Origin of the sequence: Streptomyces sp. NPDC006296 (assembly GCF_040613235.1) — a bacterium.
Classification (GTDB): Bacteria; Actinomycetota; Actinomycetes; order Streptomycetales; family Streptomycetaceae; genus Streptomyces.
In genome coordinates this window covers 72,571-97,168 of sequence record NZ_JBEXRT010000008.1, presented here as the reverse complement: position 1 = coordinate 97,168, position 24,598 = coordinate 72,571, and the positions used below count along the sequence as shown (strand labels likewise).

Below are 24,598 nucleotides of genomic sequence, written 5' to 3'. Positions count from 1 at the left end.
GGGAGTCCGGCGTGATGCCGGGGCTGATGCCCGGAATTCCCGACCGTGCGGCGGGTGTTCGGCTCGCCGGTATCCGGTGGCTGCGCGGCCCCTGCGGTGATCGTCCGGAGTCTCGCCGTCGGTGCGGTGCAACCATCCGCGTCGATGGACGGTCATATCAAGTGGGAGTAAACCACTCCTCGATACACAAGGGGGAAATATGCGAACTGCACGTAATGTCGCGGCTGTCGGGGCGGCCACCGCACTGCTCGTGGGCGGCACGGCCGCCTTCGGTGCGACGGCCTCCGCCGCGCCGAACGTCACACCGCAGGGTGTCTGCGGCAAGGCCTACAAGACCGTGAACTCGGCCCCCGTCGGCTCGCTGGGCACCGTCTACCTGACGTACAACTCCGCCAACGGCAAGAACTGCGTCGCCACCATCAGGACCAACCCGGGTGCGGCCAAGTCGATGTCCGCGTACATCTACATCCCCGCCACCGACGAGTGGGCCGGGGACGACGGCAGCTACACCTCGTACGCCGGACCGGGCTACGTCTACGGCAAGGGGTACTGCGTGAGCTGGGGCGGCAGCATCGGCAACGTCTACGTGTCGGTGGAGAACTCCAACTGCGCCGCCCTCAAGGAGCAGCGGACCACCGAGATCCGCTGACCCGTGGCCCTCGTCCACCGCGAGGGCATGAGCACGGACACGGTACCGGGGCTTCCTCCCTCGCTCGGCCGGACATGACTCCCGGCCCGGTGAGGCGGCGGGCCGGGCAGCACGTCTGCCCGGCCCGTCCGCATGCGTGGCGTCTCTGTCGCCGGGCCCGCTCGCGGACCGCCCGGTCCCTGCCCGCCCTGCACCCCGGCCCGGATCATCGGCGTACCGATCGCCGGCAGCCGATCACCGCAGACCCGGGCCGTGTCCGCTCGATCCGGAGCGGTCACGGGGGAGAGGTACCAGGGAGCACGGAGGTGACCGCGAGGGCGGCCGGCCGGAGCGGCCGACCGTGTCAGTGCTCCGGACCGTCGCCGTGAGCCAGGGCCCAGGACTCGATGTCGCGGTAGTGGATCGGTCCGGGGCCGCGCACGGCGTTGCTGCCGACCAGGTGCAGGCGCTCCGCGTTCCACCGGCCGCCGGTGAACCCGGCGATCCCCTCGGCGAGTTCCGCCATGGAGGCCCGGTCTCCCCGCCGGGCGCGCGCCAGGGTCAGATGCGGGCGCAGCGGCCGTTCCTCGAAGGCGATCCCGCAGTCGCGCACCGCGGTGCGCACATCGGTGGCGAGCCGGTGCAACTGGTCGAGGTCCCCGTCGATCCCGGTCCACAGGACCCGGTCGTCGAAGGTGCCACCGCCCCGCAGTGCGAGACGGGGCGGCCGGTGCTCCGAGGCGATACGGGCGAGCGGGGCACGCAGCAGCTGAACGGAGTCGACCGGCAGCTCGCCGAGGAACGCCAGCGTGATGTGCCAGTCCTCGATCCGGTTCCACCGGACGTGCGGGTGCGTGTCGTAGGCGGGGCGCAGTTCCCTGGCCAGCTCGTCCTTCGCCCGGTCGGGCGGGGCGAGGGCGATGAACACGCGAACGGTCGCGGGCCGAGTCTCTTCGTTCACACCGACTTCGTACCGCATGCCGGTGCCGGGCTGCGGACCGGGTACGGCCCGTAGCCCGGCACGGTCCTCCGGGTCCGGCGGGCCGTACCCGGTCCACCGGACCCGCGCCCCGCCCGCCGGACCCGGAGGACCGGTGTCCGGCCCCGCCGCTCCGGCTCACGCCCCGGCACCGACCCGCCCGGCCGTGCGGGTCGTGCTACCCGCAGCTGATCTCCGGCTGGGTCCTGGACCGGACGTCCTCGACGGAGACGTCCGGGGCCAGCTCGACCAGGCGCAGACCCCCGGCGGTGACGTCCAGCACGCACAGGTCGGTGATGATCCGCTGGACGACCCGCTTCCCGGTGAGGGGCAGGGAGCACTCCTCGACTATCTTGAAGCTCCCGTCCCGGGCCACGTGCTCCATCAGGACGACGACCCGCCTGGCACCGTGCACCAGGTCCATCGCCCCGCCCATCCCCTTGACCATCTTTCCGGGGATCATCCAGTTCGCGATGTCCCCCGTCGCCGACACCTGCATGGCTCCCAGGACCGCGGCGTCGATCTTGCCGCCCCGGATCATGCCGAAGCTGGTCGCGGAGTCGAAGAACGAGGCACCGTCGCGGACGGTGACGGTCTCCTTGCCCGCGTTGATCAGGTCGGGATCGACCGCGTCGCCGGAAGGGTAAGGACCGGTGCCGAGGATGCCGTTCTCGGACTGGAGCACCACGTCCACACCCGCCGGGATGTGGTTGGGCACCAGCGTCGGCAGGCCGATGCCGAGATTGACGTAGTCCCCGTCGGACAGCTCCGCCGCCGCACGGGCTGCCATCTGGTCGCGGGTCCAGCTCATCGCACCGTCCTCTTCTCGATCCGCTTGTCGGCGGCCTGTTCGGGCGACAGCGCGACGACACGGTGTACGTAGACGCCGGGCAGGTGCACCTGGTCGGGGTCGATCTCGCCGGGTTCGACCAGTTCCTCCACCTCCGCGACGCAGATCCGGCCCGCCATGGCGGCCAGGGGATTGAAGTTGCGGGCGGCCTTGTCGAAGACCAGGTTGCCGTGCCGGTCCCCACGGGCGGCCCGCACCAGAGCGGCGTCCGCCACGATGGCGTGCTCCAGCACGTAGGTACGGCCGTCGAACTCCTGGGTCTGCTTGGCCGGTGAGGCGATCTCGACGCCGCCCGAGCCGTCGTACTTCCAGGGCAGGCCGCCCTCGGCCACCTGCGTGCCGACACCGGTGGCGGTGAAGAACGCGGGAATGCCGGAGCCGCCGGCCCGCAGCCGTTCGGCCAGCGTCCCCTGCGGAGTGAGCTCGACCTCCAGTTCACCGGCGAGGTACTGCCGGGCGAACTCCTTGTTCTCCCCCACGTAGGAGGCGACGATACGGCGGATGCGGCCCGTGGAGAGCAGGAGACCGAGTCCCCAGTCGTCGACACCGGCGTTGTTGGAGACGACCTGCAGCCGGTCGGCACCCGCGCGGAGCACCGCGTCGATCAGCGCGGTGGGAATACCGCACAGGCCGAAGCCGCCCACCGCCAGCGTCGCTCCCGAACCGATGTCCTCGACCGCCTCGGCAGCGGAGGGAACCACCTTGTCCATCAGACCCCCCGGCCGTGTCGCGCGGCGACGACGCGTCCGCGCGCCTCACCGAAGCCGATGCGGGTGCCGCCCGGTCCGGGGGCGGTGGCGCGCAGCACCACCTCGTCACCGTCCTCCAGGAACGTCCGCTGCTGCCCGGCGACCGTCACCGGCTCCGCCCCGCCCCAGGTCAGCTCGATGAAGGCGCCGCGCTGCTCCTTGGCCGGCCCCGAGACGGTGCCCGAGGCGAACAGGTCGCCGGTGCGGGTGGGCGCTCCGTTGACCGTGAGGTGGGCCAGCATCTGCGCGGGCGACCAGTACATCGCGGAGTACGGCGGCCGGGAGACCACCTGGCCGTTCCACTCCACCTCCAGGCCGATGTCCAGGCCCCAGGGCTCGTCCAGCGCCAGGTAGGGGAGGACCTCCGGTTCCTGGACCGGGGTGCGCACCCTGGCTTCCGTCAGGGCCAGCAGCGGTACCACCCAGGGGGAGACGGTCGAGGCGAACGACTTGCCCAGGTTGGGTCCGAGCGGCACGTACTCCCACGCCTGGATGTCCCGGGCGGACCAGTCGTTGAAGAGGACGACACCGAAGAGGTGGTGCTCCGCCCGGTCCGCCGCGACGGGCTCACCGAGGGCGCTGCCGGTGCCCACCACGAAGCCGAGCTCGGCCTCGATGTCGAGACGCACCGACGGTCCGAAGACCGGCGCCGGGTCGTTCGGCCCCTTGCGCTGTCCGGCGGGCCGGACGATGTCGGTGCCGGAGACGACGACGGAGGCGGCCCGGCCGTGGTAACCCACCGGGAGGTGCTTCCAGTTCGGCATGAGCGGCTCGGGGTTGTCCGGGCGGAACAGCCGTCCGAGGTTGGCGGCGTGGTGCTCCGACGCGTAGAAGTCGACGTAGTCGGCCACCTCGAACGGCAGATGGAGGGTCACGTCGGCGGCGGAGTGCACCGCTTCCCGGGGCACGTCGCCGCTCAGCGCGGCGACGATGTCGGACCGCACCCGGACCCAGCGGTCGTGGCCCTGCGCCATGAACGGATTGAGCGACGGGCCCGCGAACACGTCGTCGCCCAGGAGCGTCGCCAGGTCGACGACGTGCTCGCCGTAGCGGGTGCCGACCCGGGGGGCGCGGCCGGGCAGCGAGTACACGCCGTAGGGCACGTTGTGGAGGCCGAACAGGTCGTCATGGGGCACGTCCAGGCGGACGGTGGTGGAAGCGGTCACAGGAGGTCCTTGGTCAGGTCCGGGCCGAGCAGGCCGAGAGCCGCGAGCTCACCGACCGGCTCGGCGAGGGAACAGGTGCCGAACGAGCGGAAGGTCTTCCGGACGTCCGGGGACAGGGCGCGGACGAGCGCGGCGACCGCGGCGGGGTCGCGCTCGGCCAGCACCGCGGCGATGTCCCCTTCCTCGGCTCCGTCGAGCGCGGCGCCGGTGGCCGCGAGCAGGTTGAGGTGACCCTGCTGCTCGAAGAGGGTCCGCGGGTCGGTGTTGCGCACCGCGTGATGCAGTCCCGCCGTCGCCTTGAACGGCAGCCCGGCGCGCACCGCGAGGTGCACGGCGCCCGCGAGTTCCGTCTCGTCGGGATGGAGTGCGGCGCGCACCCCGCCGGTACGGAACTTCGCCAGGTACGGGGAGTCCGCCAGCGAGGCGATCAGCCCGGCCCGGCGTCCGTCGCGCGGCACCTCCACGAAGACGGTCACCCCCGTGTGGTCGTCCGTGTGCGGCACGGCGGTGGACAGCCGGGGCACGATCTCCGCGGCGGGCACCCCGTCGGGAACGGCGACCTCCAGGAAGCGCAGCCGGACCGCCCGCAGCGCGCCGGCCGAGGCCAGCGCCTTCGCCGCCTCCTCGGGGGAGGGGACCGTGACCGCGAGCTCCACGGAACCCGGTGCGTGGCCGGCCGTCAGCTGCGCCAGCTCGGCCAGCCGTGCCTGCGGGACCACGAGGGGGCCCACGAGCGGCGCGTGGGCGGCGGTGACGTGCCGGAGGTGCGCGGGCACCGCCTCGGCCAGCGGCATCTCACCGGGCGGGAACACCGAGGCGTCGTCGCAGAACGCGGCGAACAGCTCCGGCGGGACCGCCCCGGCGCCGGGGGCGGTCCCCGTCACTTCCCGGCCTCCTTGCCGCCCGCGGCCCAGGAGTAGGCGTAGACGCCGTCGTCGCAGGCGCGTGCCGCCTCGCCGAGCTCCAGCGGCCGGAAGGTGTCCACCATGACCGCCAGCTCGTCGAAGGACTCCGCTCCGATGGCGCGTTCGTAGGCTCCGGGCTGCGGACCGTGCGGGTGGCCGCCCGGGTGCAGACTGATCGAGCCCTGCCCGATCCCGGAGCCCTTGCGGGCCTCGTAGTCACCCCCGCAGTAGAACATCACCTCGTCCGAGTCCACGTTCGAGTGGTAGTACGGCACCGGGATGGCGAGGGGGTGGTAATCGACCTTGCGCGGCACGAAGTTGCAGATGACGAAGTTGTGGCCCTCGAATACCTGGTGGACCGGCGGCGGCTGGTGGACCCGGCCCGTGAGGGGTTCAAAGTCACGGATGTCGAAGACGTACGGGTAGAGGCAGCCGTCCCAGCCGACGACGTCGAAGGGGTGGTGCGGCAGCGTGTGCACCGTGCCCGCGATTCCCCCCGGGCCGTTGCCGCGGTGCTTGATGTACACCTCGACGTCCTGCTCCGCCACGACCCTGAGGTTCTCGGGGCCGCGGAGGTCCCTCTCGCAGAAGGGGGAGTGCTCCAGGAACTGCCCGTAGCGCGACAGATAGCGCTTGGCGGGGCTGATGTGGGAGTTGGCCTCGACGGCGTACAGCCGGACCGGTCCGTCCGGGACGATCCGGTACGTCGTCGCGCGGGGGATGACCACGTAGTGGCCCTCGCTCACCGGCAGATCCCCGAAGACGGTCTCGACGCGGGCCGCTCCGGCCTCGACGTAGAGGCACTCGTCGCCTATGGCGTTGCGGTAGTACGGGCTGGTCGTGTCGGCGACGACGTAGGAGAGCCGGACGTCCGCGTTGCCCAGCAGCACCCTCCGGCCGGTCACCGCGTCGACCCCCGCAGCGCCCTCGCCGAACAGCCGGTGCGTGGCGAGGTGGCGTGGCGTCAGCGGGTGGTTGGGCACGAGCGACTGGTCCGGCAGCTCCCAGCTCCGGTACGCCGTGATCGCGGACGGGACGTTCACGTGGTAGAGCAGCGAGGAGTCGGAGGAGAAGCCCTCCTCGCCCATCAGCTCCTCGAAGTACAGCGAACCGTCGGGCGCGCGGTGCTGGGTGTGGCGCTTGGGCGGGATGCTCCCCGCCGTGCGGTAGTACGGCATACCTGTCCCTCTTCTGTCGGCGGTTCGCCCTGCGGCGGTGGACACCCGGAGCGGCAGGGGCTGCCGGGGCGGGTGTCTGCCCGGGGAAGTGGCTGCGAGCTGCGCCGGACGGTGCGCGCAGGCGGTGCGGCCCGAGGTCACGCCCGGCGGCGTCCTTCCCGGAGGTGCCGCCGTCGCTTCGACCGAATGTGCGCCTGGCGCACAAAGTTGTGCGTTGTCCGCAACCTGGATGCAACATAGTTCGCGTCCCGGGCGCGGTCAAGGGCTGCTCCGTCGCCGATCGGCCGAGGTGGGAGCGGTGGGCGCGCGGCCGCGGCGCAGGTGAACGCGGGGAGCCGTCGGCAGGCCGGGAGGCGGGGGTGACTAACCTTCGAGAGGCCGCACTCCCCGCTCGGAGCCGCGGTGCGTCACGACCCTCGGAGCGAACACAGGAGGAAGCCCACGTGGCCACCTTGCAGAGTCTGGACCGTGGCCTGCGTGCCCTCAGCCTCGTCTCCCTCGCCCCCGAGGGGCTCACGGTCGCCGAGATCGCGACACAGCTCGGCACCGACCGGGCCACCGCCTACCGCATCGTCGACACGCTGGAAGAGCACGAGCTGGTGACCCGGGGGGTGGGAAAGAGGATCCGGCTCGGGGCCGGCGCCGTCGTCTTCGCGAACCGCTTCCAGCCCCAGCTGATCCGCGCGGCCGGACCGGTTCTCCAGGAGCTCGCCGACGCCGCCGGGGTGGCCGCGTTCCTCTCGCTGGCCCAGGGCGACGACGCGTGTGTCCCGGTGCTCTCCGCGGAACCGGCCCGGCAGACGATCTTCCAGGTCAGCTACCGCATCGGGGCGGGTCATCCGCTGGACAAGGGGGCCAACGGCATCGCCATCCTGGCGCTCCAGCCGGAGGCGGAGGGCGACCCCGAGGCCGTCAGGCAGGCACGGGCCGCCGGATACGGCGTGACCGCGGGGGAGCTCCAGCACGGAGCCGTCGGGGTGGCCGCGGGCTTCGAGGTTCCGCACCTGCTCGGCGCGTCCGTCGGCACGGTCGCCATGGGGGAGGTCGACGTCGATCGGCTCGGCGCGCTGGTGAAGGACGCGGCCGCCCGGCTCGCCGTGCTCAGCCGCGCCTGAGGCCCGTCCGCCTCCCGCGGCCCGGCCGGGCCGCGGACGCCGCGCCCCGGCCCGCGCCGCGGTCGCCGTGCGCCGGCTCGGCGTCCCGCGGCCGGACCCTCACGGGCGCCGGGCGGACGGCGCCCGCCGGCCAGTCCGCGCTCCGGCCGCCGTCAGTGGAGCAGCTCGCCCAGGCTCCGCGCGGCGCGGGAGACCAGGGCGCCGAGCTGGTCGAGGTCGGCGTACTCGAAGACCGAGACCCCGATGCTGGCCGCCGCCCTCCCGTTGCGTGACGGGACCGCGGCGGAGACGCCGGTCACGGCCGGGATGACCTCGCCCGTGGTGACCGCGTACCCCCGGGCGCGGGCCTCGGTGACCTCGGCGCGCTCACCCTCCCGGTACGGGCCGTGGGCGAGCACGGCGACACCGCCGGAACCCTGCTCGATGGAATGGGTCTGACCGGGCCGGAAGGACACGTGGACCAGGGCGCCGAGCGGTTCCACCACCATGAGCGCGCGCATCTGGGAGTCGCCCTCCCGGACCAGCAGGTGTCCGGTGGCCCGGGTGCTGGCGGCCAGCTCGTCCAGGACCGGGCGGGCCAGCGTGCGCAGATCCTGCTGCACCGGTTCGGCCAGTGACACCAGACCCGTGCCCGGGACGACCCGGCGCTGGTGGTCGCGGCGGCACAGCTGGTGTGCCTCCAGGGTCCGGACCAGGCGGTGTGCGACCGTGCGGTGCACCGAGATGGCGTCCGCCAGCTCGCTGACGGTCAGGCCCTGCGGGTGCTCCGAGACGACTCTGAGCAGCAGCAGTCCGTGGTGGAGCGTCTTGGACATGCCCGCATCGAGTTCGGGGGCCGACCTGGTCGGCGGAGGTGTGGTCACGAATTCATCCCTTGACGGGTTTCAGCCAGCTACCTATGCTCCCATTAATCGCACAGGTGGTGCGAATATCGCACACAATCTCGGTGTGTCGCAAGCTCTCCTCTCCAGCGGCTGGGACGGTTGCCGGAGCAGGACACGAGCCGAACGGATCTCCGTATGAACCCCATTGCGCCCGCGCCCGCCGGCAGTGTCCGGCTGGCCGAAATCCACCAGCTGTACCACCTCCAGAGCCACCTCATCGACGGTGGACGCGCGGCGGAGTGGGCAGATACCTTCACCGAGGACGGCAGCTTCACCTCACCCACCTATCCCGCCCCGGTGACCGGCACCGCCGCGCTGACCGCGTTCGCGGAACGGTTCGCCGCCGGCTGCGCCGCCGACGGAGCCGTACGCCGGCACGTGGTCAGCAATGTGGCCCTGACCGGCGACGACGGAGCCGGAACCCTGCAGGTGGAGGCGTATCTGCAGATCATCGCGACGATCGGCGGCGCTGCACCGCACACCGAGCGGTTCACCACCCTCACCGACCGGGTCGTCCACGACGGCAGCGGCTGGCGGATCGCCGCCCGCGTCGTACGCCGCGACGGCGCCCCCGCCGACCCCCTGGCCTGACAGCCGGGCGGGGACCCGCACAGCTCACGACGCCTCCACGGCGACGCCCGGCCGGAAAGCCACCCTCCGGCCCGACGGCCCGGAGCGTCGGTGAGGGCGCGGGCGACGAGCCCCGGCACCACCTCCGGCCGGGGTCCGCGGTACCCGTCCCGGCCCCGCACTGCCTGAGACATGTGACAGCGACCGCGCTCCGCCCGTCGCCCGTGACCTTCAGTGCCCCACCCACACGCTTCCGCACGTTCTAAGGACCGATCCATGGCACACCTGGCAGCCGGACCGACGCCACCGCACCCGGGGGAGGCGCCGTCCAAGGTCGGCGAGAGCCCCGCCGCGACGCTGCAAGTCATCCGGGCGGCGATCCTCGGGACCGTCGTCGAGTACTACGACTTCGGCATCTACGGCTACATGGCCACCCTTCTCGCGGCGCACTTCTTCGTCGAGAGCGACCCGAACTCGGCCCTGCTCTCCACCTTCGCCGCGTTCGCCGTCGCCTTCTTCCTCCGGGCTCCCGGCGGCATCCTCTTCGGCCACATGGGCGACAAGTACGGCCGCAAGAAGGCGCTCACCTGGACCATCCTGCTGATGGCCGTCGCGACCACCGGCATCGGGCTGATCCCCTCGTACGCCACGCTCGGCATCTGGGCGACCTGCCTCCTGGTGCTGTGCCGCTGCCTCCAGGGCTTCGCGGCCGGCGGCGAACTCGGCGGCGCGAACGCCTTCGTCTCCGAGCACGCCCCCGCCCACCGGCGCGCCTTCCACACCTCGTTCGTCAACACCGGCACCTACCTCGGCTCGCTGGCCGCCTCGCTGGTTGCCCTGCTGCTCACCTCGGCGGTCAGCGCCGAGACCCTGCACGACTGGGCCTGGCGCATCCCCTTCCTCCTCAGTGCGGTGATCGGCCTGATCGGCCTCTACATCCGCCGCCAGCTGCCTGAGACCGAGCAGTTCGAGGCCGTCCGGGAGAGCGACTCGGTCGAGGTGGCGAAGTACCCCATCGCCGACGTGTTCGCCCACGCCTGGCGCCAGATCGTGCTGGTCATCTTCCTCGGGGCGCTGATCGTCGGCGGCTACTACGTGGCCGGCGTGTACGCCGCCAGCTACCTCCAGACGGAAGGGGGACGCTCGGCCGACTTCGCGTTCACCTCCACCTGCATCGCCATGGTCGCCGCGGTGATCAGCCTGCCCATCGCCGGACACATCGGCGACCGCATCGGCCGCCGGCCCGTGTTCTTCTTCGGGAGCGGCATCACCGCCCTCATCTCCCTCCCGGCCTTCATGGTGATGCGCGACGGCAGCCCGGTGGCCGCCGTCCTCGCCCAGTGCTCGCTGACCTTCTTCATCGGCCTGGTCAACGGAGTCTCCTTCGCCGCCTACGCCGAGATCTTCCGGGCGCGCTACCGCTACAGCGGCATCGCGATGAGCAACAACGTCACCAACATGGCGCTGGGCGGCACCGCGCCCTTCATCGCCACGCTCCTGATCAACACCACCGACAACAACCTGGCGCCGGCGGGCTACCTCATCGCCACCGCGCTCATGACCTTCATCGCCACCTTCTTCCTCAAGGAGACCCGCGGAACGGAGCTGAAGCTGTGACCCGCGCACAGACCGGCCGACGCAGGTTCGAAGGCCGTGCGGTCCTGGTCACCGGCGCCGCCGGCGGCCTGGGCCGGGCCGACTGCCTGGCCCTGGCCGCCGAGGGGGCGCACGTCTGGGCCGCCGACATCGACACGGCCGCCGCCGAGGCGCTCGTCACCGAGCTCACGGCGTCCGGCGGGTCCGGCCGGGCCGTCCACCTGGACGTCGCCGACGCCGGCTCCTGGAGCGCGCTGGCCGGCGAGGTGGAGGCCGCCGGGCCGCTGCACGGCCTGGTCAACAACGCGGGCGTCAGCCTGCGCGCGGGCATCGCCGACACCACCGTCGAACAGTGGCGGCGGGTCATGGACATAAACCTCTCCAGCGTCTTCTACGGCCTCAAGACGCTCACCCCCGCACTCACCCGGGGGGCCGAGGACGGCGGCGCCGCGGTCGTGAACGTCTCCTCCATCGCCGGGATGGTCGGCTACTTCTCCGCCACCTACGGCACCAGCAAATGGGGCGTCCGCGGACTGTCGAAAGTCGGCGCGCTCGAACTCGCCGCGCACGGCGTCCGCGTGAACTCGCTGCATCCGGGCCTCACCTCCACCCCCCTGCTCCACCAGGCAGCCGACACCTCCTTCGTGGACGAGAGCGTGCGGTCGGTCCCGGCCGGACGGCTCGCCACCCCCGAGGAGATCGCGGGCGTGGTCGCGTTCCTGCTGTCCGACGACGCCGCCTACATCACGGGCGAGGAGGTCGTCGTCGACGGCGGACTGACCTCCGGCGGGCTCTACCACCGCATCCTCGCGGGACTGGCCGAGAAGCCCTGAACCGCCCCACCCGGCCCGGCCCGAGGCCCGCGCTGACGTCCGACGCGCCGCGGCGCCGTTCCGCAACCCACCCCACACCACTCGTTAAGGATCTCCCATGACCACCACCCAGGCACCCGACGACAACCCCGGCCGCGTCAACCACGACGACCTCCCCGCGATCAACCCCGAACTCGTCGGCCGCACCGTCGTCGTGACCGGCGCGGGCCGGGGCATGGGCGCACTCTTCCTGGAGGAGCTGGCACGCCGGGGCGTCAACGGCGTCGGCGGCGACCTCGACCAGGAGGAGATGGCCTCCGTCGCCGAGAAGATCAACGCCCGCCTCGCCGGCACCGAGGGCGCGGGCCGCGTGGTCGGGGTCGGCGCCGACGTCACCGACCCGGCCGCCGGCGACGCACTGGTGGCCACCGCCGTGCGCGAGTTCGGCCGGCTCGACCTCTGGGTCAACAACGCCGGCGTCTTCCCGCAGGCCGAGTTCACCGACATCACACCCCAGCAGCTCGCGCTCACCTACGGCGTCAACGTCAACGGCGTCGTGTACGGCGGGCAGGCCGCCGCCCGCCACTTCCGCACCGTCGGGGGCGGCGCGATCGTCAACATGTCCTCGGTCGCCGCCGTCCGCGCCCGGCCGACCCGTGCCACGTACAACTCCTCGAAGGCCGCCGTGCGGCACCTCACCACCTGCATGGCCGTCGAGCTCGGCCCCGACAACATCCGGGTCAACTCCATCGCCCCGGGCTACATCGACACCGAGATGACCCGCTGGATCCGCGAGGACCGGGCAGCCATGGACCGGGCGCTCACCACGGTCCCGCTGCGCCGGATCGGCGCGCCCATGGAGGTCTTCGCCGCGCTGTACTTCCTCCTCTCGGACAGCGCCCGGTACATCACCGGCATCAGCATCCCGGTGGACGGCGGTTCCCAGCATGTCTGAGCCCCACGACACCGCTTACGACTACGACGTCATCGTGGTGGGCGCCGGCGGCGCCGGGCTGGCGGCCTCCGTCTCGGCCGCCCAGGCGGGCGCACGCGTGCTGCTGCTGGAGTCCGAGGACGAGATCGGCGGATCCACCCAGCTCTCCGCCGGACTGCTGACCGCCTCGGCCACCAGCGTCCAGGAAAGCCTCGGCGTCCAGGACTCTCCGCTCCGGATGTTCCAGCACTACATGGACCTGAACGGCTGGCGGGTCCGGCCCGGCCCCGTCCGGATGTTCTGCGAGGAGTCCAGCAGCGCCGTCGAGTGGCTGCTCGAACTGGGCGTCGAGATACCCGCCCAGGTCTCGCGCAGCGCCCACGAGCCGGGACTGACCCGGGCCGGTGTGGAGGACGTCTGGCGCGGCCACGTCCCCAAGGACCAGGGCTACGGGCTGGTCCAGGTGCTCGACAAGGCCCGCGCCCGGCTCCACGTGGACCTCGCCCTCGGCAGCCGGGTGGAGGACCTGGTGGTGCGCGACGGCGCCGTCCACGGCGTCGTCCTCGGAGGCGAGGAGGCGACCGCGCCGGCCGTCGTCATCGCCAGCGGCGGCCTCGCGGCCGACCCCGGTCTGGTCCGCCGGTTCCTTCCCGACGCGGAGATCGCCGGGGACGCACTGTTCATGGTGGCCGCACCCGGCTCACGGGGCGACCACATCGGCCTCGCCGAGCGGCACGGCCTCGCCCTGTTCGGGCAGGGCTGGGGCCTGCTCCTGGTGACCGCCGAATTCCAGCGGTACCACCACTGGCAGAGCGGATTCCCGCCCGCCTCCCGTATCCACGTCGGCCTCGACGGCCGGCGCTGCATGGACGAGGACGCGCCGTACGCCGTCAGTCCTGGCATCCTCAAGGACCACGGCGGCTGGGTCTGGTCCGTGTTCGACGACGACGCCCGTACCTCACTGGCCCCCGGCTACGCCGACTGGGACGCCGACCGGATCCTGGAGGAGGTCGCCAAGGGCACCGTCCTGCGCGCCGACACCCTGGAGGAACTCGCGGCCCTGATGGACGTGCCCCCGGACCACCTGACGGCGAGCGTCACCCGCTTCAACGCCCTGTTCGCCGACGGCGTCGACGAGGACTTCCTGCGCCACGAGTCCCTCGCGGCCAAGGGCGCCGACCCGCACCTCGCCCCCCTCGCGAACGGGCCGTTCTTCGCGGTGCGGATGCTCCCCGCCGAACTGGTCTGCACCCACACCGGCCTGGAGGTGGACTCCAGGACCCGGGTGCTGGGCACCGACGGCCGGGCCCTGCCGGGTCTCTACGCGGCGGGCGAGGCCGCCGGCGGGATCCTCGGCGAACGCTATGTCGGTGGCGGCAACTCCGTCGCCCACGCGCTGGTCCTCGGCCGGGTCGCCGGCCGTGAGGCGGCCGCCCGTGCGGCCGCGTCGTCGTCCCGTACCGAGGAGGTCCCCGCATGAGCCGCGCCGACGACCGTTTCGCGATCCAGGACGTCCTGTACCGGTACGCCCGGGCGGTGGACCGGCTCGACCACGACGCCATCGCGGCCTGCTATTTCGACGACGCGGTCGACGTCCACGGCGGGTACACCGGGGACGCCGCCGGGCTGGTCGAGGACATCCGTTCCCGGCACCGCACCATCGACTCCTCCCAGCACTTCATCACCAACGTGCTCGTGGAGTTCACGGGGGAGCACAGCGCCGACGTCGAGTCGTACTGCCTGTGCTTCCTGCGGCAGCAGCCGGCCGAACCCGGCGGGGAGCAGGACCTGGCGATCGTCCGCTGCCGCTACGTCGACCGGTTCGAGCGGCGCGACGGCTCCTGGGGCATCGCCGACCGGGTCGTCGTGTTCGACGAGTCGCGCGTCGTCCCCATGGTCGACGGCCTGTCTCCCGACTGGGTCGCGTCGCGACGCGACGGAACCGACCCCGTGTACAGCTGGGGGGGCCGGAGCCCCGCGTAGGCCGGGAGCGGCAGCGCCGTAGCGCCGGCTCGGGCCGTCGCGGCGGAGGACCCCTGTATCCCGCCGTCCGACGGGGCGCCGGCCTCAGGGGCGGGACGAGCGCCGCTGCGCCGTGCCGTCCGCCGGCTCCCGGCCGGCCGGTCCCCGCCCCGTCGCGTGTTCGGGGTGACGTCAGGAGCCCGGGCGTCGTTGGGGTGGTTGACCGGTATCGGACGGACAGCTTGGGGCTCTGATGGTGACGGCTCGGCGCAGGCACTCCCGGAGGGGCACGACGCTCCGGTACGGTGCCGCGGCTCTGGTTCTCGTCCTGGCCGGCTGCGGTCGCGGGGGAGGTGCCGGGGAGAGCGACGCCAAGCCGCCCGGGAGCGCACCCTCCGCGAGCGCGGCCGACACCGGCACCCCGGTGTCCTCGGCTCCCCGCGCCACCCCCGCACCGGAAACCTCCGACGGGGCCGTGTCCGCGGTGCTGGAGGTGTACCGCCTGATGTCGGCCGAGCAGGAGGCGGCGTACCGGGCGGGTTCCTCGGCGGGGACGGACCTGGGGCGGTACACGACCCCCGCGGCGGCGAGCGAGACCGGGACGGAGCTCGCCCGCATGAGGAAGCAGGGCACGGCGATGCGCGGCACCCGCGGACACGCCCCGGAGGTCACCGCGCTCCATCTCGGCGCACGGCCGGCCACCGCGACGGTGCGCGACTGCGTCGACGTGTCGGGATGGCAGACCCTCGACACGACGACGGGCTGGCGCCTGCCCCCGACGGCCGGTCTGCCGGCACGCCACGTGGCGACCGCCGCGCTGGAACGCCCGGAGGGCGAGCCGTGGAAGGTGTCCGCCTACACGGAGCACCGGGACCGTCCGTGCTGAGGGGTGTCCCGTAGCCCCGGGGGACCGGCGCGCTGCACCGGACACGACCCGAGGACGCCCGTGCACGCGCCGTGCCGGGGTTTTCCGGCACCTCGGCGAGGTGATGTCGTCGTACGCCCGCCGGGGACCGCGGCACGGCGCTCAGGGCACGTCAACGAGCCTCACCCGCACGTGCCGTCAGGGGACGCCCGCGCCCCTCAGACGCGTACCGTCTTCTCCCCGGCGCGCTCGGCGACCGGCACGTCCAGGGGACGGGCGAGCCCGACCACGCCCTCGTCGAGGCGCTGAAGATGGCGCAGGACGCGGAAGGTCACGGTGCCGGAGGGCGGGGTGCCGGACCCGTCGTCCCGCAGTGTCGAGGCGATGCTCGCAGCCGACCTGACCTCGCCCCCGAGGTCCTCGTCCCCGACGTGCGCGGCCAGCACCTCGATGTTGTGGGCGATGCGCCGACCGGCCCGGTGGAGGCGCGGATCGGCCGCGACGGTCCTGCTGTGCGGCACCAGTTCGGCGGTCGCCGCGAGCGAGCGTGCGTGGTAGGCACACGTCTCCAGCAGCGCCACCAGATAGCGCACGGTCTGCCGCCGGCCCCGCAAGGGGGTGATGGGATAGGTCAACGGATCCGCGGAGTCCCGCAGTTCGTCCAGCGCCGTGTCCAGTGCGCGCGCCTTGCCGAGCAGGTCCGACGCGGGCCCTCCGCTGAGCTGTTCCACCGCGGCCGAGGCGACGTCCCCCAGCTTCTCCAGGACGGTGCCCAGCAGCTCGTCGGTGCGCCGGTCCGTGTGCACCGGCAGGATGAGTACGGCGGCGATGATCCCGCACGCGGCGCCGATCGCGGTCTCCTCGATGCGCAGCACCAGGACGTCGAAGCTGTACGAGTTCAGCAGGGTGTAGAGCAGCCCCAGCATCGCCGTGACGAAGAACGACATGACCGCGTACGACAGCGGAGCCGTGAAGAACATCGCGAAGATGAAGACGAGCACCAGCGCGAACGCGACCCAGGTGTTGTCACCGACCAGCCCCGCCAGGGCCACACCGGCCACCGCGCCGAGCAGGGTGCCCAGGAGCCGACGGTAGCCCTTCACCAGGATCTCGCCGGTGGACGCGGTGTTGAGGAAGACGACCCAGCAGGTGAGGACGGCCCAGTACCAGCGCTGGGAGGAGAGCAGCTCACCGCCGATGATGGCCAGGACCGAGCCCACCGACACCTGGAAGGCGGCGCGTGTGGTGGGACGTTGCAGACCGGTGCGGTCGGTGTCGGGATCCTTTTCGGACGTCTCGGAGGAGGCGAGGGCGATGTCCTCCGCGTCGAACTCCTCGCGGGAACGCGTGGTCGCCGGGGAGTCGTCGGACTCGTCCTGGGGTCCGTCCAGTGCCAGCCGCAGCCCCAGGACGGCCCGCGCCGCCTCACCGATACCGCGGAAGGCGTCCTGGATGCCCGCCGGGGCGAGGGGCAGCTTGTCCTCGTCGCGGTAGCCGAGCAGCCGGTTGCGGATGTGGGCGACCGCCGTGCCGCCGTCGCGCGACACGGGCCGGTCCACCAGGAGGTGCAGGGCCTTGAGGTCGCGGCGCAGGGCGATGGTCGCGTCGTCCTCGGCGGGCCGCCAGTCCCCGGTGAGCGGCACGGGCGCGTGCGGCAGGTGCAGGGTGAGGGTGTCCGCGCTCTCGGCGCTGCGGGCGTTCAGCAGCAGCATGCCGAGCCGCTCCGTGGAGATCTCGGCGTCGGCGACCCGGCGTTGCAGCAGCGCCGCCTTGTCCGCGTCGGGTGTGCCCTCCTCCAGGCGGCCCTGGATCATCAGCGCGGTCTCGTGGAGGCGCGCGGTGCGCCGCCGCATGTCGTCGAGCACCTTCTCCAGCTGGGCGGGTTCGGCGTCGAGGAGCTCGATCTGCAGGGAGACGAGCTGGGCGACCCGCGTCCGGAAGGCGTCCCGCAGGCGTGTCAGGACGCGCCGGGGCGTCTCCGGGACGACGGCGAACCGCACCACCGCGCTGCACGCGAAGCCGATGGCCAGAGCGAGGAGGAGCGCGGGCAGCGCGGTCGTCGAGGCTCCGACGAACAGGGAGAGGAAGTAGATCTGGAAGCCGATGAGGCCGAGTGCCGTCCCCCGGTCGCCGAACCGCCGGCAGTAGACGGCGCCGAAGATGAGCACGACGAAGAAGAGGTCGCCCACGACGACCTGAGGGGCCAGCAGGGCACCCAGCGACGTCGCTGCGAGCGCGACCGGCAGGCCGAGGGCGAGGGTGATCGCCTGGTCGCGCACGAGCGTGTCCTTGACGGCGAAGGTCGCGGTCATCGCGGTCATCGCACCCGCGACCAGATGGGTGACGTCCGTGCGGAGCAGCGCCAGGACCACCAGGGTGAGTCCGATCGCCGCGACGGTCCGCAGCCCCGCGGTGAGCCGGAGCAACCCCGGATCGGACGCCGCGAACCGATCCCACATCATGGCCCCGCCCCGCCGCACTGCCCTCACCCTGCGCTTTCTTCCGCTGTCCGCCACGCTCCACGTGCTGTTCAGCATGGCACGGCCGGTCGTCGCAGCACGAACGCGGGCCGAGGGGTGGACAGGACCCCGGGGGCGCCCGCCGAGCCGTCCCCCGCGGGCCGGAAGCGTCGAACCGTCAGAAACCGGTACGCGTGCGCCGACCGAACCCGGGCACGTGCGGAGCATGGCAATCCTGAGGAAAGTCGCCCGCCCCCTGCTCGCTTCCGCTTTCGTCACCGGTGGGATCCGCACACTCCGGGACCCGCACGCCGGGACCGGCGTGGCCGAGCCGGCGGGCAGCCCGGCCGTGCTCGGCGTCCCGCTGCCGCCGGACGACCTGACGCGACTCGTGCGGATCAGCGGCGCCGTGCAGATCGGTGCCGGTGCGCTCCTCGCGACCGGCCGGCTCCCGCGGGCCTCCGCCCTCGCTCTGGCGGTCTCGCTGGTGCCCACCACCCTGGCCGGTCACGCCTGGTGGAACGTCAAGGACCCCGAGGAGCGGGCGCGTCAGCGCGTCCTGTTCACCACGAACGTGTCCCTGTTCGGCGGACTGCTGATCGCGGCGGCCGACACCCACGGCAAGCCGTCACTGGCCTACCGCTCCCGCGCCGCCGCCGCGGTCGGTGCACGGAACGCGCGCAGGACGGGGAACGCGGTGGGCGCCGCGGTGGCGGACCGGGCGCAGGAGGTCCGGTCCGCGGCCGACACCCTGCGGGAGCATCTCCCGACCGGCTGACGGCCTCCGGACCCCTGCGGGGCCGGGAACTCCCTGCGGTCCACCGGCCCCGCACAGCGCAGGACCCACCCGGGGCGAACGCGTTTCCGCGCGAGCCCGCCTCAGGTGGGCCGGGAGTGTCGTGGTGCGTGCCGGTGTGGATCACCGGCACGCCCGACGTGCGTCGCGGAGGTGTTCCGGACACGACGCCGTGATGGGCGGTTCCGGCGCACGGTGCGCGGGAGTCCGCCCCTGCGACGGACCCGGGAGCCGGGCGTCAGGAGACCCGGGGGCCGGGCGTCGGAGGGGACACCGGATCCCGCGGCTGCCGGACGGGACGGGCCGGGGGCGTCGGTTTCCGGGGTCCGGACGGTCAGGCGAGCATCCCCGCGCGCAGCTTGCCGAGGGTGCGGGTGAGGAGGCGGGAGACGTGCATCTGGGAGACGTCGAGGGCCTCACCGATCTGCGACTGGGTCATCTCCTGGCCGAACCGCATTTCGATGAGCCGCCGCTCGCGGTCGTCGAGCTGTTCCAGCAGCGGTGCCAGCGCGTGCAGGTTCTCCACCGTCTCCATGGCGGAGTCCGGTTCACCCAGGATGTCGGCGAACGTGCGGGAGACCGTACCCGTCGTCTCACCGGTGTCGGTCGGCATGTCCAGCGAACCGGCGGTGTAGCCGTTCGAAGCGATGATGCCCTCGATCACCTCGTCCTCGGTGCGGTCCAGGTGCGCGGCCAGTTCCTTCGAGGTCGGGTCCCGGTCGAGGAGGACGGAGAGCTCGTCCTTGGCCTTGGCCAGTTCCACGCGCAGCTCCTGGAGCCGCCGGGGCACGTGGACGGCCCAGGTGGTGTCGCGGAAGAAGCGCTTGATCTCGCCCACGATGTAGGGGACGGCGAACGTGGCGAACTCGACCTCCCGCGAGAGCTCGAACCGGTCGATGGCCTTGATGAGGCCGATGGTGCCGACCTGGGTGATGTCCTCCATGTCGCCGCTGCCCCGGTTGCGGAAGCGGCGTGCGGCGAAGCGGACGAGGGAGATGTTCATCTCCACGAGGGTGTTGCGCGCGTACTGGTACTCGTGCGTGCCCTCCTCCAGGACCTGGAGCCGCTCGAAGAAGAGCGTCGACAGGGCGCGGGCGTCCTTCGGGCTGATCTTTCCGGTGTCCTCGATCCAGGGCAGTTCACCTATGCGTTCCGGTGCTGCCCCGGCGTCGGGTACCCCTTCGACCTGTGCGGTCCCGGCCGTCTGTTCAGCGATCACTGTTCCCACCCTCCCTCGTGCTGAGTGCACATTCAGACGAGCCCCTGCCCTGCCTCGGAAGCCCTATGCACCGGGAGACGGTTTTTTCTTGCTGTGCGGAAACTGTTGCCCCCGGACATCGTAGGATGAGCACCGCCGTTCAGCGGTGCGGGCCCTCGGGCGGCGCGCTGGACCGTGCACAGGCCCCGTACGCTGGAGGCCGGGGGCCGGGCCCGCAGGTGGTCCGGGTTCCGGCGCAGCACGACAAGAAGCAGGATCACGTGGACACATTCGCCGCAGTCGAGCATGAGCTGCGCAAGGCCGCTCCGCACGGACTCCTCGACGTCGTCACCGCGGCCCTGCGGGAGCGGTACGACGTCCAGGACGTGGCGTTGCGGCTCGCCGACTACGGCATGACCACGCTCCAGATCGTGTCCGAGGTGCCCATCGCCGAACCGGTGCACGTGCACGACAGCCCGCAGGGCAGGGCCTTCGGCGCCCAGGAACCCTATGTGGAGCCGCGGGCCACGGAGGGGCGGGTGACGGCCCACCTCCCGGTGACCGTGCGCGGCGACCGGCTCGGCGTCCTCACCGTGACGGCGCCGGAGGGCAGCCTGTCCGGCGGGGACCTGGCCGACATCCAGCGGCTCTGCGAAGCCCTCGGGCACGAGATCCTGGTCGCCGAACGCGACACGGACCTGTACATCCTCGCCCGCCGCGCCACCCGGCTGACCCTGGCCGCCGAGATGCAGTGGCAGCTGCTCCCCGGCCGCGCCGTGTCCCGGCCCGAATTCCGGCTCGGCGCTCATCTGGAGCCCGCGTACGCGATCTTCGGCGACAACTTCGACTGGTCGGTCTCCTCCCACCATCTCACGCTCACCGTCACCAACGGCATGGGCAAGGGGATGGAGGCGGCCCTGCTGACCAACCTCGTCGTCAACGCGCTGCGCAACGCCCGGCGGGCGGGGCTCGACCTCGCCGGCCAGGCCAGCCTCGCCGACCAGGCCGTCTACGCGCAGCACCGGGGCGCGCTGCACGCGTCCGTCCTGCTCCTGCGCTTCGAGCTGGCCACCGGCGAGGTGGAAGCGGTCGACGCGGGATCGCCCCGGATGTGGCGGCTGAGGGGGCGGACCGTCGACGCCGTCGACTTCGACGCGCAGCTGCCCCTCGGCATGTTCGAGGAGACGGAGTACGTCGCGCAGCGCCTGCGTGTCGAGCCCGGCGACCGGCTGCTCATCAGCAGCGACGGCGTCTACGACAGCACGTCGGGCGTGGGGGAGCGGTACGGCGAGCGCGCTCTCGCGCGGTCGCTGTCCGCGCACCGCCTCCTGCCGTCCGTCCAGGTGCCGCTGGCCGTGCTCCGCGACCTGCGGGAGCACCGGGGTGCCACGCCTCTGGACGACGACGCCCTGGTGATCTGCATGGACTGGTTCGGGCGGGAGTCCTCCGGCTCCGACGCCTCGGAGTGACGGGAGCGGTCCGGCCGCTCCCGACCCCCCGCAGCCCCTGACGGAAGGACGTCCGGGGCGTGCGGATCGCCGGACCGGCGATCCGGAGGCGCGGCTTCCCGCAGCCCGGCCGCGGGAGGCCCCGGGGGGCCGGGACGGGCTCAGACGCGGACCACGATCTTCCCCTGCACGTGTCCGAGCTCGGCGTACGCGTGCGCCTCCGCGATCCGTTCGAGCGGGAAGGCCCGCTCGATGCGCGGCGTGTAGCGGCCCTGACGGCCGAGCTCGCCCGCCTCGGCCAGGAGCGTGGAGTCGTTCTCCGCGTTCACCAGGTGCACGCCCAGGCGCGCCGCACCGGAGTGGTCGGCGACGGTCGACACACGGGCGGGGTCGCCCACGATCGCGACGAGGTCGGCCAGGGACCCGGACGCCGCGGTGTCGAGCGCGAGGTCGACACCGTCCGGAGCCAGGGCGGCGACGCGCTCCGCCAGCCCCGTGCCGTAGGTGGTGGGAACGGCTCCGAGCGAGGTGAGGAACGCGTGGTTGTGTTCGCCGGCCGTCCCGATCACCGTCGCGCCCTGCGCCACCGCGAGCTCGACCGCGGCGCTGCCCACGCCCCCGGCGGCGCCCTCCACGAGAAGGACGCGTCCCCGCAACGGGCCCAGCACCCGCAGACCGCCCAGCGCGGTCACGGCCGCCAGGCCGGCTCCGGCGGCCTCCTCGTCGGTCCAGGCGCCGGGCGCCGGGGCCCAGGCGGAGAGGACGGCCAGCTCGGCGCTCGCACCGGTGATCCCGCCCAGTCCGAAGACCCGGTCGCCGGGACTCACGTCCTCCACGCCCTCGCCGATCTCGTCGACCAGGCCGACGGCGTCCCGCCCGGGAACGGCGGGCAGGTCGACCGGCAGCACGGCGCGCAGCGCACCGGAGCGCATCTTCCAGTCGATCGGGTTGACGCCGGCGGCCGCCACGCGGACGCGGATCTCGCCGGGCCCGGGATGCGGTTCCGCCACCTCCTCGATCACCAGGGTCTCCACCCCGCCGTACTCGTGGTACCGGGCTGTACGCATGAGGTTCCGCCTTCCCGAGCGGCCCGAGGTGGCCGTTCGTGCCATCGGTGGTCAGTGATCGGCGCATGCCGATGAGCTCCACGCTAGAACCTGACGTCAGCGTCAACTGCAAGTCGGGAGGCCGTCCGGGGGACGTACGCCGCGGTGCGTCCGCCGAGCGGGTGGCTCCGGGCGCCCGGATGCTCCGTCACGGGGGTGGGGAGGGGCCGCGCGGCGCCCGGCGGAGCCGGTGAAGGAGAGAGGAGGGGCTTCCTGCGGGTCGGCGCGGGGTGTCGGCGGTTCCGCGGCGGCGGTCCGGTCACCCGGGAGGTCGTTCCGCCGGGGTGTCAGCCGGTCGACCGCAAGGGTCTCGCTCCGTCGCTGTCCTGCCCCGCCCCTGCCGCGCTGCGGAAGGCCCTGAGGCCGTCGAGCAGCGAACGCCGGGCCTTGGCGGGCATGGCGTCGATGGTGGCCATCAGGATCTCTTCCCTGCGCGTGCGCAGGTCGACCAGGTAGGCCCTCCCGTGGCTGGTCAGCCGGAGCTCCAGCTCGCGACGGCTCACGGGGCTCGGGGCGCGCTCCACGAATCCGGTGGCCTGCAGCCGGTCGCACAGTCTGCTGACCGACGGGGAGGCCGAGCCCAGTGCCTCGGCGAGCATGCGCAGATTGATGCCCTCCTCGCGGTCCAGCGTGTACAGCACGCGGAGCTGGGAGGGGGAGACCGGTCCGGTCGGCACGGCGTCGCGCCCGTGTTCCCACAGGACTTCGAGGAGTTCGACGAATTCTGAACCCTCACGGGCCGCATCCCGGGACCGCTGGTCGGCTTCGGGGTTCAGGCCCATATTGTTGACACTCCGATTCGGCATCGCCTTGCTCGTCCGTCCGGCCACCGGACCGAGCGAGGCGGCCGGACATCCGATGCGCTCGTACGGAAAGCCAGGACAAAGGTTCCGGGGCGCACGCGCGTGGCCCCGATCATCGTACCCCTGCCTGCCGCAGGCTTCCGATGGTAACGCCTGGCCCTCCGGTATGTTGTCGTGCGGCAACAGTTTCCATCGGGTACGGTTCCGCAGGCGACATCCGAAACATGATCATCCGGCGGTGTCGTCGGCCCCGCCGTGACGGCGACCGTTCCCCGGCCTGGAGTACTGATACCCATGACGACGAAGCAGCCCCTCATCCTCACCGTGCGGTACCCGGCGGATTCGATGGCGGTCCTCACCGTCGCGGGCGAGATCGACGTGGACAGCGTGCCCGACCTGCGGACGAGGGCCCTGGGGCTGATCAGGGAAGGCAGACAGCACCTGGTGCTCGACCTGTCACTCGTGGGGTTCTGCGACTCCTCGGGCCTCAACACGATGATCGGACTCCTGCGGTACGCGAAGGACCGGCACGGTTCCCTCACCCTGGCCGGTCCGCCCCCACACCTCGTCAGACTGCTGGACATCACCGGGATCGCCGAGGTGATACCGGCACTTCCCACCACGGCCGAGGCCCTGAGCCACGTGACCGCTCCCCAGGAAGTGCCGGAGGTCTAGCGGCCCCGCCGCCAGCCGGCGGTGCGGGTCCGGCCGGCCGGCTTCCGGCGGGGCCGCCCCGTGCGGGCCGCGGCTGTCCGCGCGCCCCGGCCCTCACGCTCCGTGCGGCCGCGCCCTCACGGTCCGCGCCAGACGTTGGCGAACGCGGCGTTCTCGATGGCCCGCCGCTGCCGCACGGCTTCGAGTTCCATCACCGCGTCACCGACGGCCAGCAGCACCGTCGTCACGGCCTGGTCGTCGGAGGCAGGGGCGGAGCCGACGCGGGAACCGTCCGAGTCGGAGCCGAACCCGGGGGCGGATTCGGTGCCCGAGCCGGTGTCGTCCTCCGGCCGCCCGTCCGGCACGCCCACGGAGGACGCGAGTGAGGCGAGCGTGGGCTCACCGTCCTCCCAGCGGTCCAGGGCCCGTCGGCGGGCGGGCGTGTCGGCCGCCTCCACGCCGGCCGCCGCGGCCGTGAACCTGCCGCGGCGCCCCCGGCTCAGTGCGCCCTCCTCTTCGAGCGCGGCCTGGTACGCGGCGGCCAGCTCGCGCCCCCGCCGCCACAACCAGTCCTCGGCCCGCTCGTAGGGCGCCTGCCCCACGAGCGCCGACGCCGCCTCGGCCAGCAGGCGGTCGTCCACCGCCGGCGTCGGCTGCTCCGGGACGACGCGGTCGCCGTCCAGGGTGACGGCCCGGGCCGTCACGAGATCGACGAGCTCGGCGCCCGCGAGCGCGAGGGACAGGTCCCCCTGGCCCACCGGGCTCTCCGGCGACCCCAGGTGCAACGCGATGATGAACAGGTCCTTCGCCGTGGTCACGGAACGGCCCCCTCGGATTCGTACGACGTCGTCCACGCCGTGTGCCTGCTGGAAAGCGTCGGCCGGCCGGTGCCGTGCCTCAGGACACAGCATGCCGCCCTCCGCGTCCGGCGGCGGCCGGTA

At 72.7% G+C, this 24,598-nt stretch carries 24 protein-coding genes; 12 read left to right on the top strand and 12 right to left on the bottom strand.

What is annotated here, in order from left to right:
• The first annotated feature begins 199 nt into the window (after positions 1-199).
• On the top strand, positions 200-649 hold the full coding sequence (locus tag ABZ172_RS08050) for a spore-associated protein (protein ID WP_356881359.1): 450 nt from the start codon (positions 200-202) through the stop codon (positions 647-649).
• Between the two features lie 343 nt (positions 650-992).
• On the opposite strand, the gene thpR is transcribed toward ABZ172_RS08050, so the two are convergent.
• The 6 genes from thpR to ABZ172_RS08020 form a co-directional block, all read right to left on the bottom strand.
• Positions 993-1,607, bottom strand: a complete 615-nt coding sequence (thpR, locus tag ABZ172_RS08045; RefSeq protein WP_356881357.1) for an RNA 2',3'-cyclic phosphodiesterase — start codon at positions 1,605-1,607, stop codon at positions 993-995.
• A 178-nt stretch (positions 1,608-1,785) separates the two neighbouring features.
• Positions 1,786-2,418 (bottom strand): CoA transferase subunit B, encoded by a 633-nt coding sequence (locus ABZ172_RS08040; protein ID WP_356881355.1) that lies wholly within the window; start codon positions 2,416-2,418, stop codon positions 1,786-1,788.
• Entirely contained in the window at positions 2,415-3,167 is a 753-nt protein-coding gene (locus tag ABZ172_RS08035; RefSeq protein WP_356881353.1) for a CoA transferase subunit A, read from the bottom strand. Before ABZ172_RS08035 ends, ABZ172_RS08040 begins: the two co-directional genes overlap by 4 nt.
• On the bottom strand, positions 3,167-4,372 hold the full coding sequence (fahA, locus tag ABZ172_RS08030; RefSeq protein ID WP_356881351.1) for a fumarylacetoacetase: 1,206 nt from the start codon (positions 4,370-4,372) through the stop codon (positions 3,167-3,169). Before fahA ends, ABZ172_RS08035 begins: the two co-directional genes overlap by 1 nt.
• On the bottom strand, positions 4,369-5,256 hold the full coding sequence (locus ABZ172_RS08025) for a hypothetical protein (RefSeq protein ID WP_356881349.1): 888 nt from the start codon (positions 5,254-5,256) through the stop codon (positions 4,369-4,371). The genes fahA and ABZ172_RS08025 overlap by 4 nt, the downstream gene beginning before the upstream one ends.
• Complete coding sequence (locus ABZ172_RS08020; RefSeq protein ID WP_356881347.1) at positions 5,253-6,455, bottom strand: homogentisate 1,2-dioxygenase; 1,203 nt, start codon at positions 6,453-6,455, stop codon at positions 5,253-5,255. Before ABZ172_RS08020 ends, ABZ172_RS08025 begins: the two co-directional genes overlap by 4 nt.
• Positions 6,456-6,898: 443 nt before the next feature.
• Here ABZ172_RS08020 and ABZ172_RS08015 point away from each other — a divergent pair, with 443 nt between their 5' ends.
• On the top strand, positions 6,899-7,570 hold the full coding sequence (locus ABZ172_RS08015) for a helix-turn-helix domain-containing protein (protein ID WP_356881345.1): 672 nt from the start codon (positions 6,899-6,901) through the stop codon (positions 7,568-7,570).
• Between the two features lie 152 nt (positions 7,571-7,722).
• Here ABZ172_RS08015 and ABZ172_RS08010 read toward each other — a convergent pair whose 3' ends face one another.
• Positions 7,723-8,385, bottom strand: a complete 663-nt coding sequence (locus ABZ172_RS08010; RefSeq protein ID WP_356881545.1) for a helix-turn-helix domain-containing protein — start codon at positions 8,383-8,385, stop codon at positions 7,723-7,725.
• 204 nt (positions 8,386-8,589) lie between these two features.
• Here ABZ172_RS08010 and ABZ172_RS08005 point away from each other — a divergent pair, with 204 nt between their 5' ends.
• The 7 genes from ABZ172_RS08005 (at position 8,590) to ABZ172_RS07975 (ending at position 15,214) form a co-directional block, all read left to right on the top strand.
• A complete protein-coding gene (locus tag ABZ172_RS08005; protein WP_356881343.1) occupies positions 8,590-9,045 on the top strand; it encodes a nuclear transport factor 2 family protein in 456 nt (151 codons plus the stop codon).
• 255 nt (positions 9,046-9,300) lie between these two features.
• On the top strand, positions 9,301-10,641 hold the full coding sequence (locus tag ABZ172_RS08000) for an MFS transporter (RefSeq protein WP_356881341.1): 1,341 nt from the start codon (positions 9,301-9,303) through the stop codon (positions 10,639-10,641).
• Complete coding sequence (locus ABZ172_RS07995) at positions 10,638-11,453, top strand: SDR family NAD(P)-dependent oxidoreductase (protein ID WP_356881339.1); 816 nt, start codon at positions 10,638-10,640, stop codon at positions 11,451-11,453. Before ABZ172_RS08000 ends, ABZ172_RS07995 begins: the two co-directional genes overlap by 4 nt.
• Before the next feature lie 97 nt (positions 11,454-11,550).
• Positions 11,551-12,387, top strand: a complete 837-nt coding sequence (locus ABZ172_RS07990) for an SDR family oxidoreductase (RefSeq protein ID WP_356881337.1) — start codon at positions 11,551-11,553, stop codon at positions 12,385-12,387.
• Entirely contained in the window at positions 12,380-13,846 is a 1,467-nt protein-coding gene (locus tag ABZ172_RS07985) for an FAD-dependent oxidoreductase (protein ID WP_356881335.1), read from the top strand. Before ABZ172_RS07990 ends, ABZ172_RS07985 begins: the two co-directional genes overlap by 8 nt.
• Complete coding sequence (locus ABZ172_RS07980) at positions 13,843-14,349, top strand: nuclear transport factor 2 family protein (RefSeq protein ID WP_356881333.1); 507 nt, start codon at positions 13,843-13,845, stop codon at positions 14,347-14,349. Before ABZ172_RS07985 ends, ABZ172_RS07980 begins: the two co-directional genes overlap by 4 nt.
• A 232-nt stretch (positions 14,350-14,581) precedes the next feature.
• The gene (locus ABZ172_RS07975) at positions 14,582-15,214 is read left to right on the top strand and encodes a secreted protein/lipoprotein (protein ID WP_356881331.1); all 633 of its coding nucleotides are present in this window, start codon (positions 14,582-14,584) and stop codon (positions 15,212-15,214) included.
• A gap of 197 nt (positions 15,215-15,411) precedes the next feature.
• On the opposite strand, the gene ABZ172_RS07970 is transcribed toward ABZ172_RS07975, so the two are convergent.
• Entirely contained in the window at positions 15,412-17,655 is a 2,244-nt protein-coding gene (locus ABZ172_RS07970; protein WP_356881329.1) for an FUSC family protein, read from the bottom strand.
• 223 nt (positions 17,656-17,878) lie between these two features.
• On the opposite strand from ABZ172_RS07970, the gene ABZ172_RS07965 reads away from it, so the two are divergent.
• Positions 17,879-18,430 (top strand): DoxX family membrane protein, encoded by a 552-nt coding sequence (locus tag ABZ172_RS07965; protein ID WP_356881327.1) that lies wholly within the window; start codon positions 17,879-17,881, stop codon positions 18,428-18,430.
• Between the two features lie 352 nt (positions 18,431-18,782).
• On the opposite strand, the gene ABZ172_RS07960 is transcribed toward ABZ172_RS07965, so the two are convergent.
• Positions 18,783-19,595, bottom strand: a complete 813-nt coding sequence (locus tag ABZ172_RS07960) for a SigB/SigF/SigG family RNA polymerase sigma factor (protein WP_356881543.1) — start codon at positions 19,593-19,595, stop codon at positions 18,783-18,785.
• 332 nt (positions 19,596-19,927) lie between these two features.
• Between ABZ172_RS07960 and ABZ172_RS07955 the strand changes: the two genes are divergently transcribed.
• A complete protein-coding gene (locus ABZ172_RS07955; protein WP_356881325.1) occupies positions 19,928-21,115 on the top strand; it encodes a PP2C family protein-serine/threonine phosphatase in 1,188 nt (395 codons plus the stop codon).
• Between the two features lie 140 nt (positions 21,116-21,255).
• Here the strand turns inward: ABZ172_RS07955 and ABZ172_RS07950 are convergent, their stop codons facing one another.
• Positions 21,256-22,161: an NADP-dependent oxidoreductase gene (locus ABZ172_RS07950; RefSeq protein ID WP_356881323.1), complete on the bottom strand. Its 906-nt coding sequence runs from the start codon at positions 22,159-22,161 to the stop codon at positions 21,256-21,258.
• Between the two features lie 326 nt (positions 22,162-22,487).
• A complete protein-coding gene (locus ABZ172_RS07945) occupies positions 22,488-22,982 on the bottom strand; it encodes a MarR family transcriptional regulator (RefSeq protein WP_356881541.1) in 495 nt (164 codons plus the stop codon).
• A gap of 315 nt (positions 22,983-23,297) precedes the next feature.
• Between ABZ172_RS07945 and ABZ172_RS07940 the strand changes: the two genes are divergently transcribed.
• Complete coding sequence (locus tag ABZ172_RS07940) at positions 23,298-23,678, top strand: STAS domain-containing protein (protein WP_356881321.1); 381 nt, start codon at positions 23,298-23,300, stop codon at positions 23,676-23,678.
• Between the two features lie 116 nt (positions 23,679-23,794).
• Here ABZ172_RS07940 and ABZ172_RS07935 read toward each other — a convergent pair whose 3' ends face one another.
• Positions 23,795-24,475: a GPP34 family phosphoprotein gene (locus ABZ172_RS07935; RefSeq protein WP_356881319.1), complete on the bottom strand. Its 681-nt coding sequence runs from the start codon at positions 24,473-24,475 to the stop codon at positions 23,795-23,797.
• Positions 24,476-24,598 lie beyond the last annotated feature (123 nt).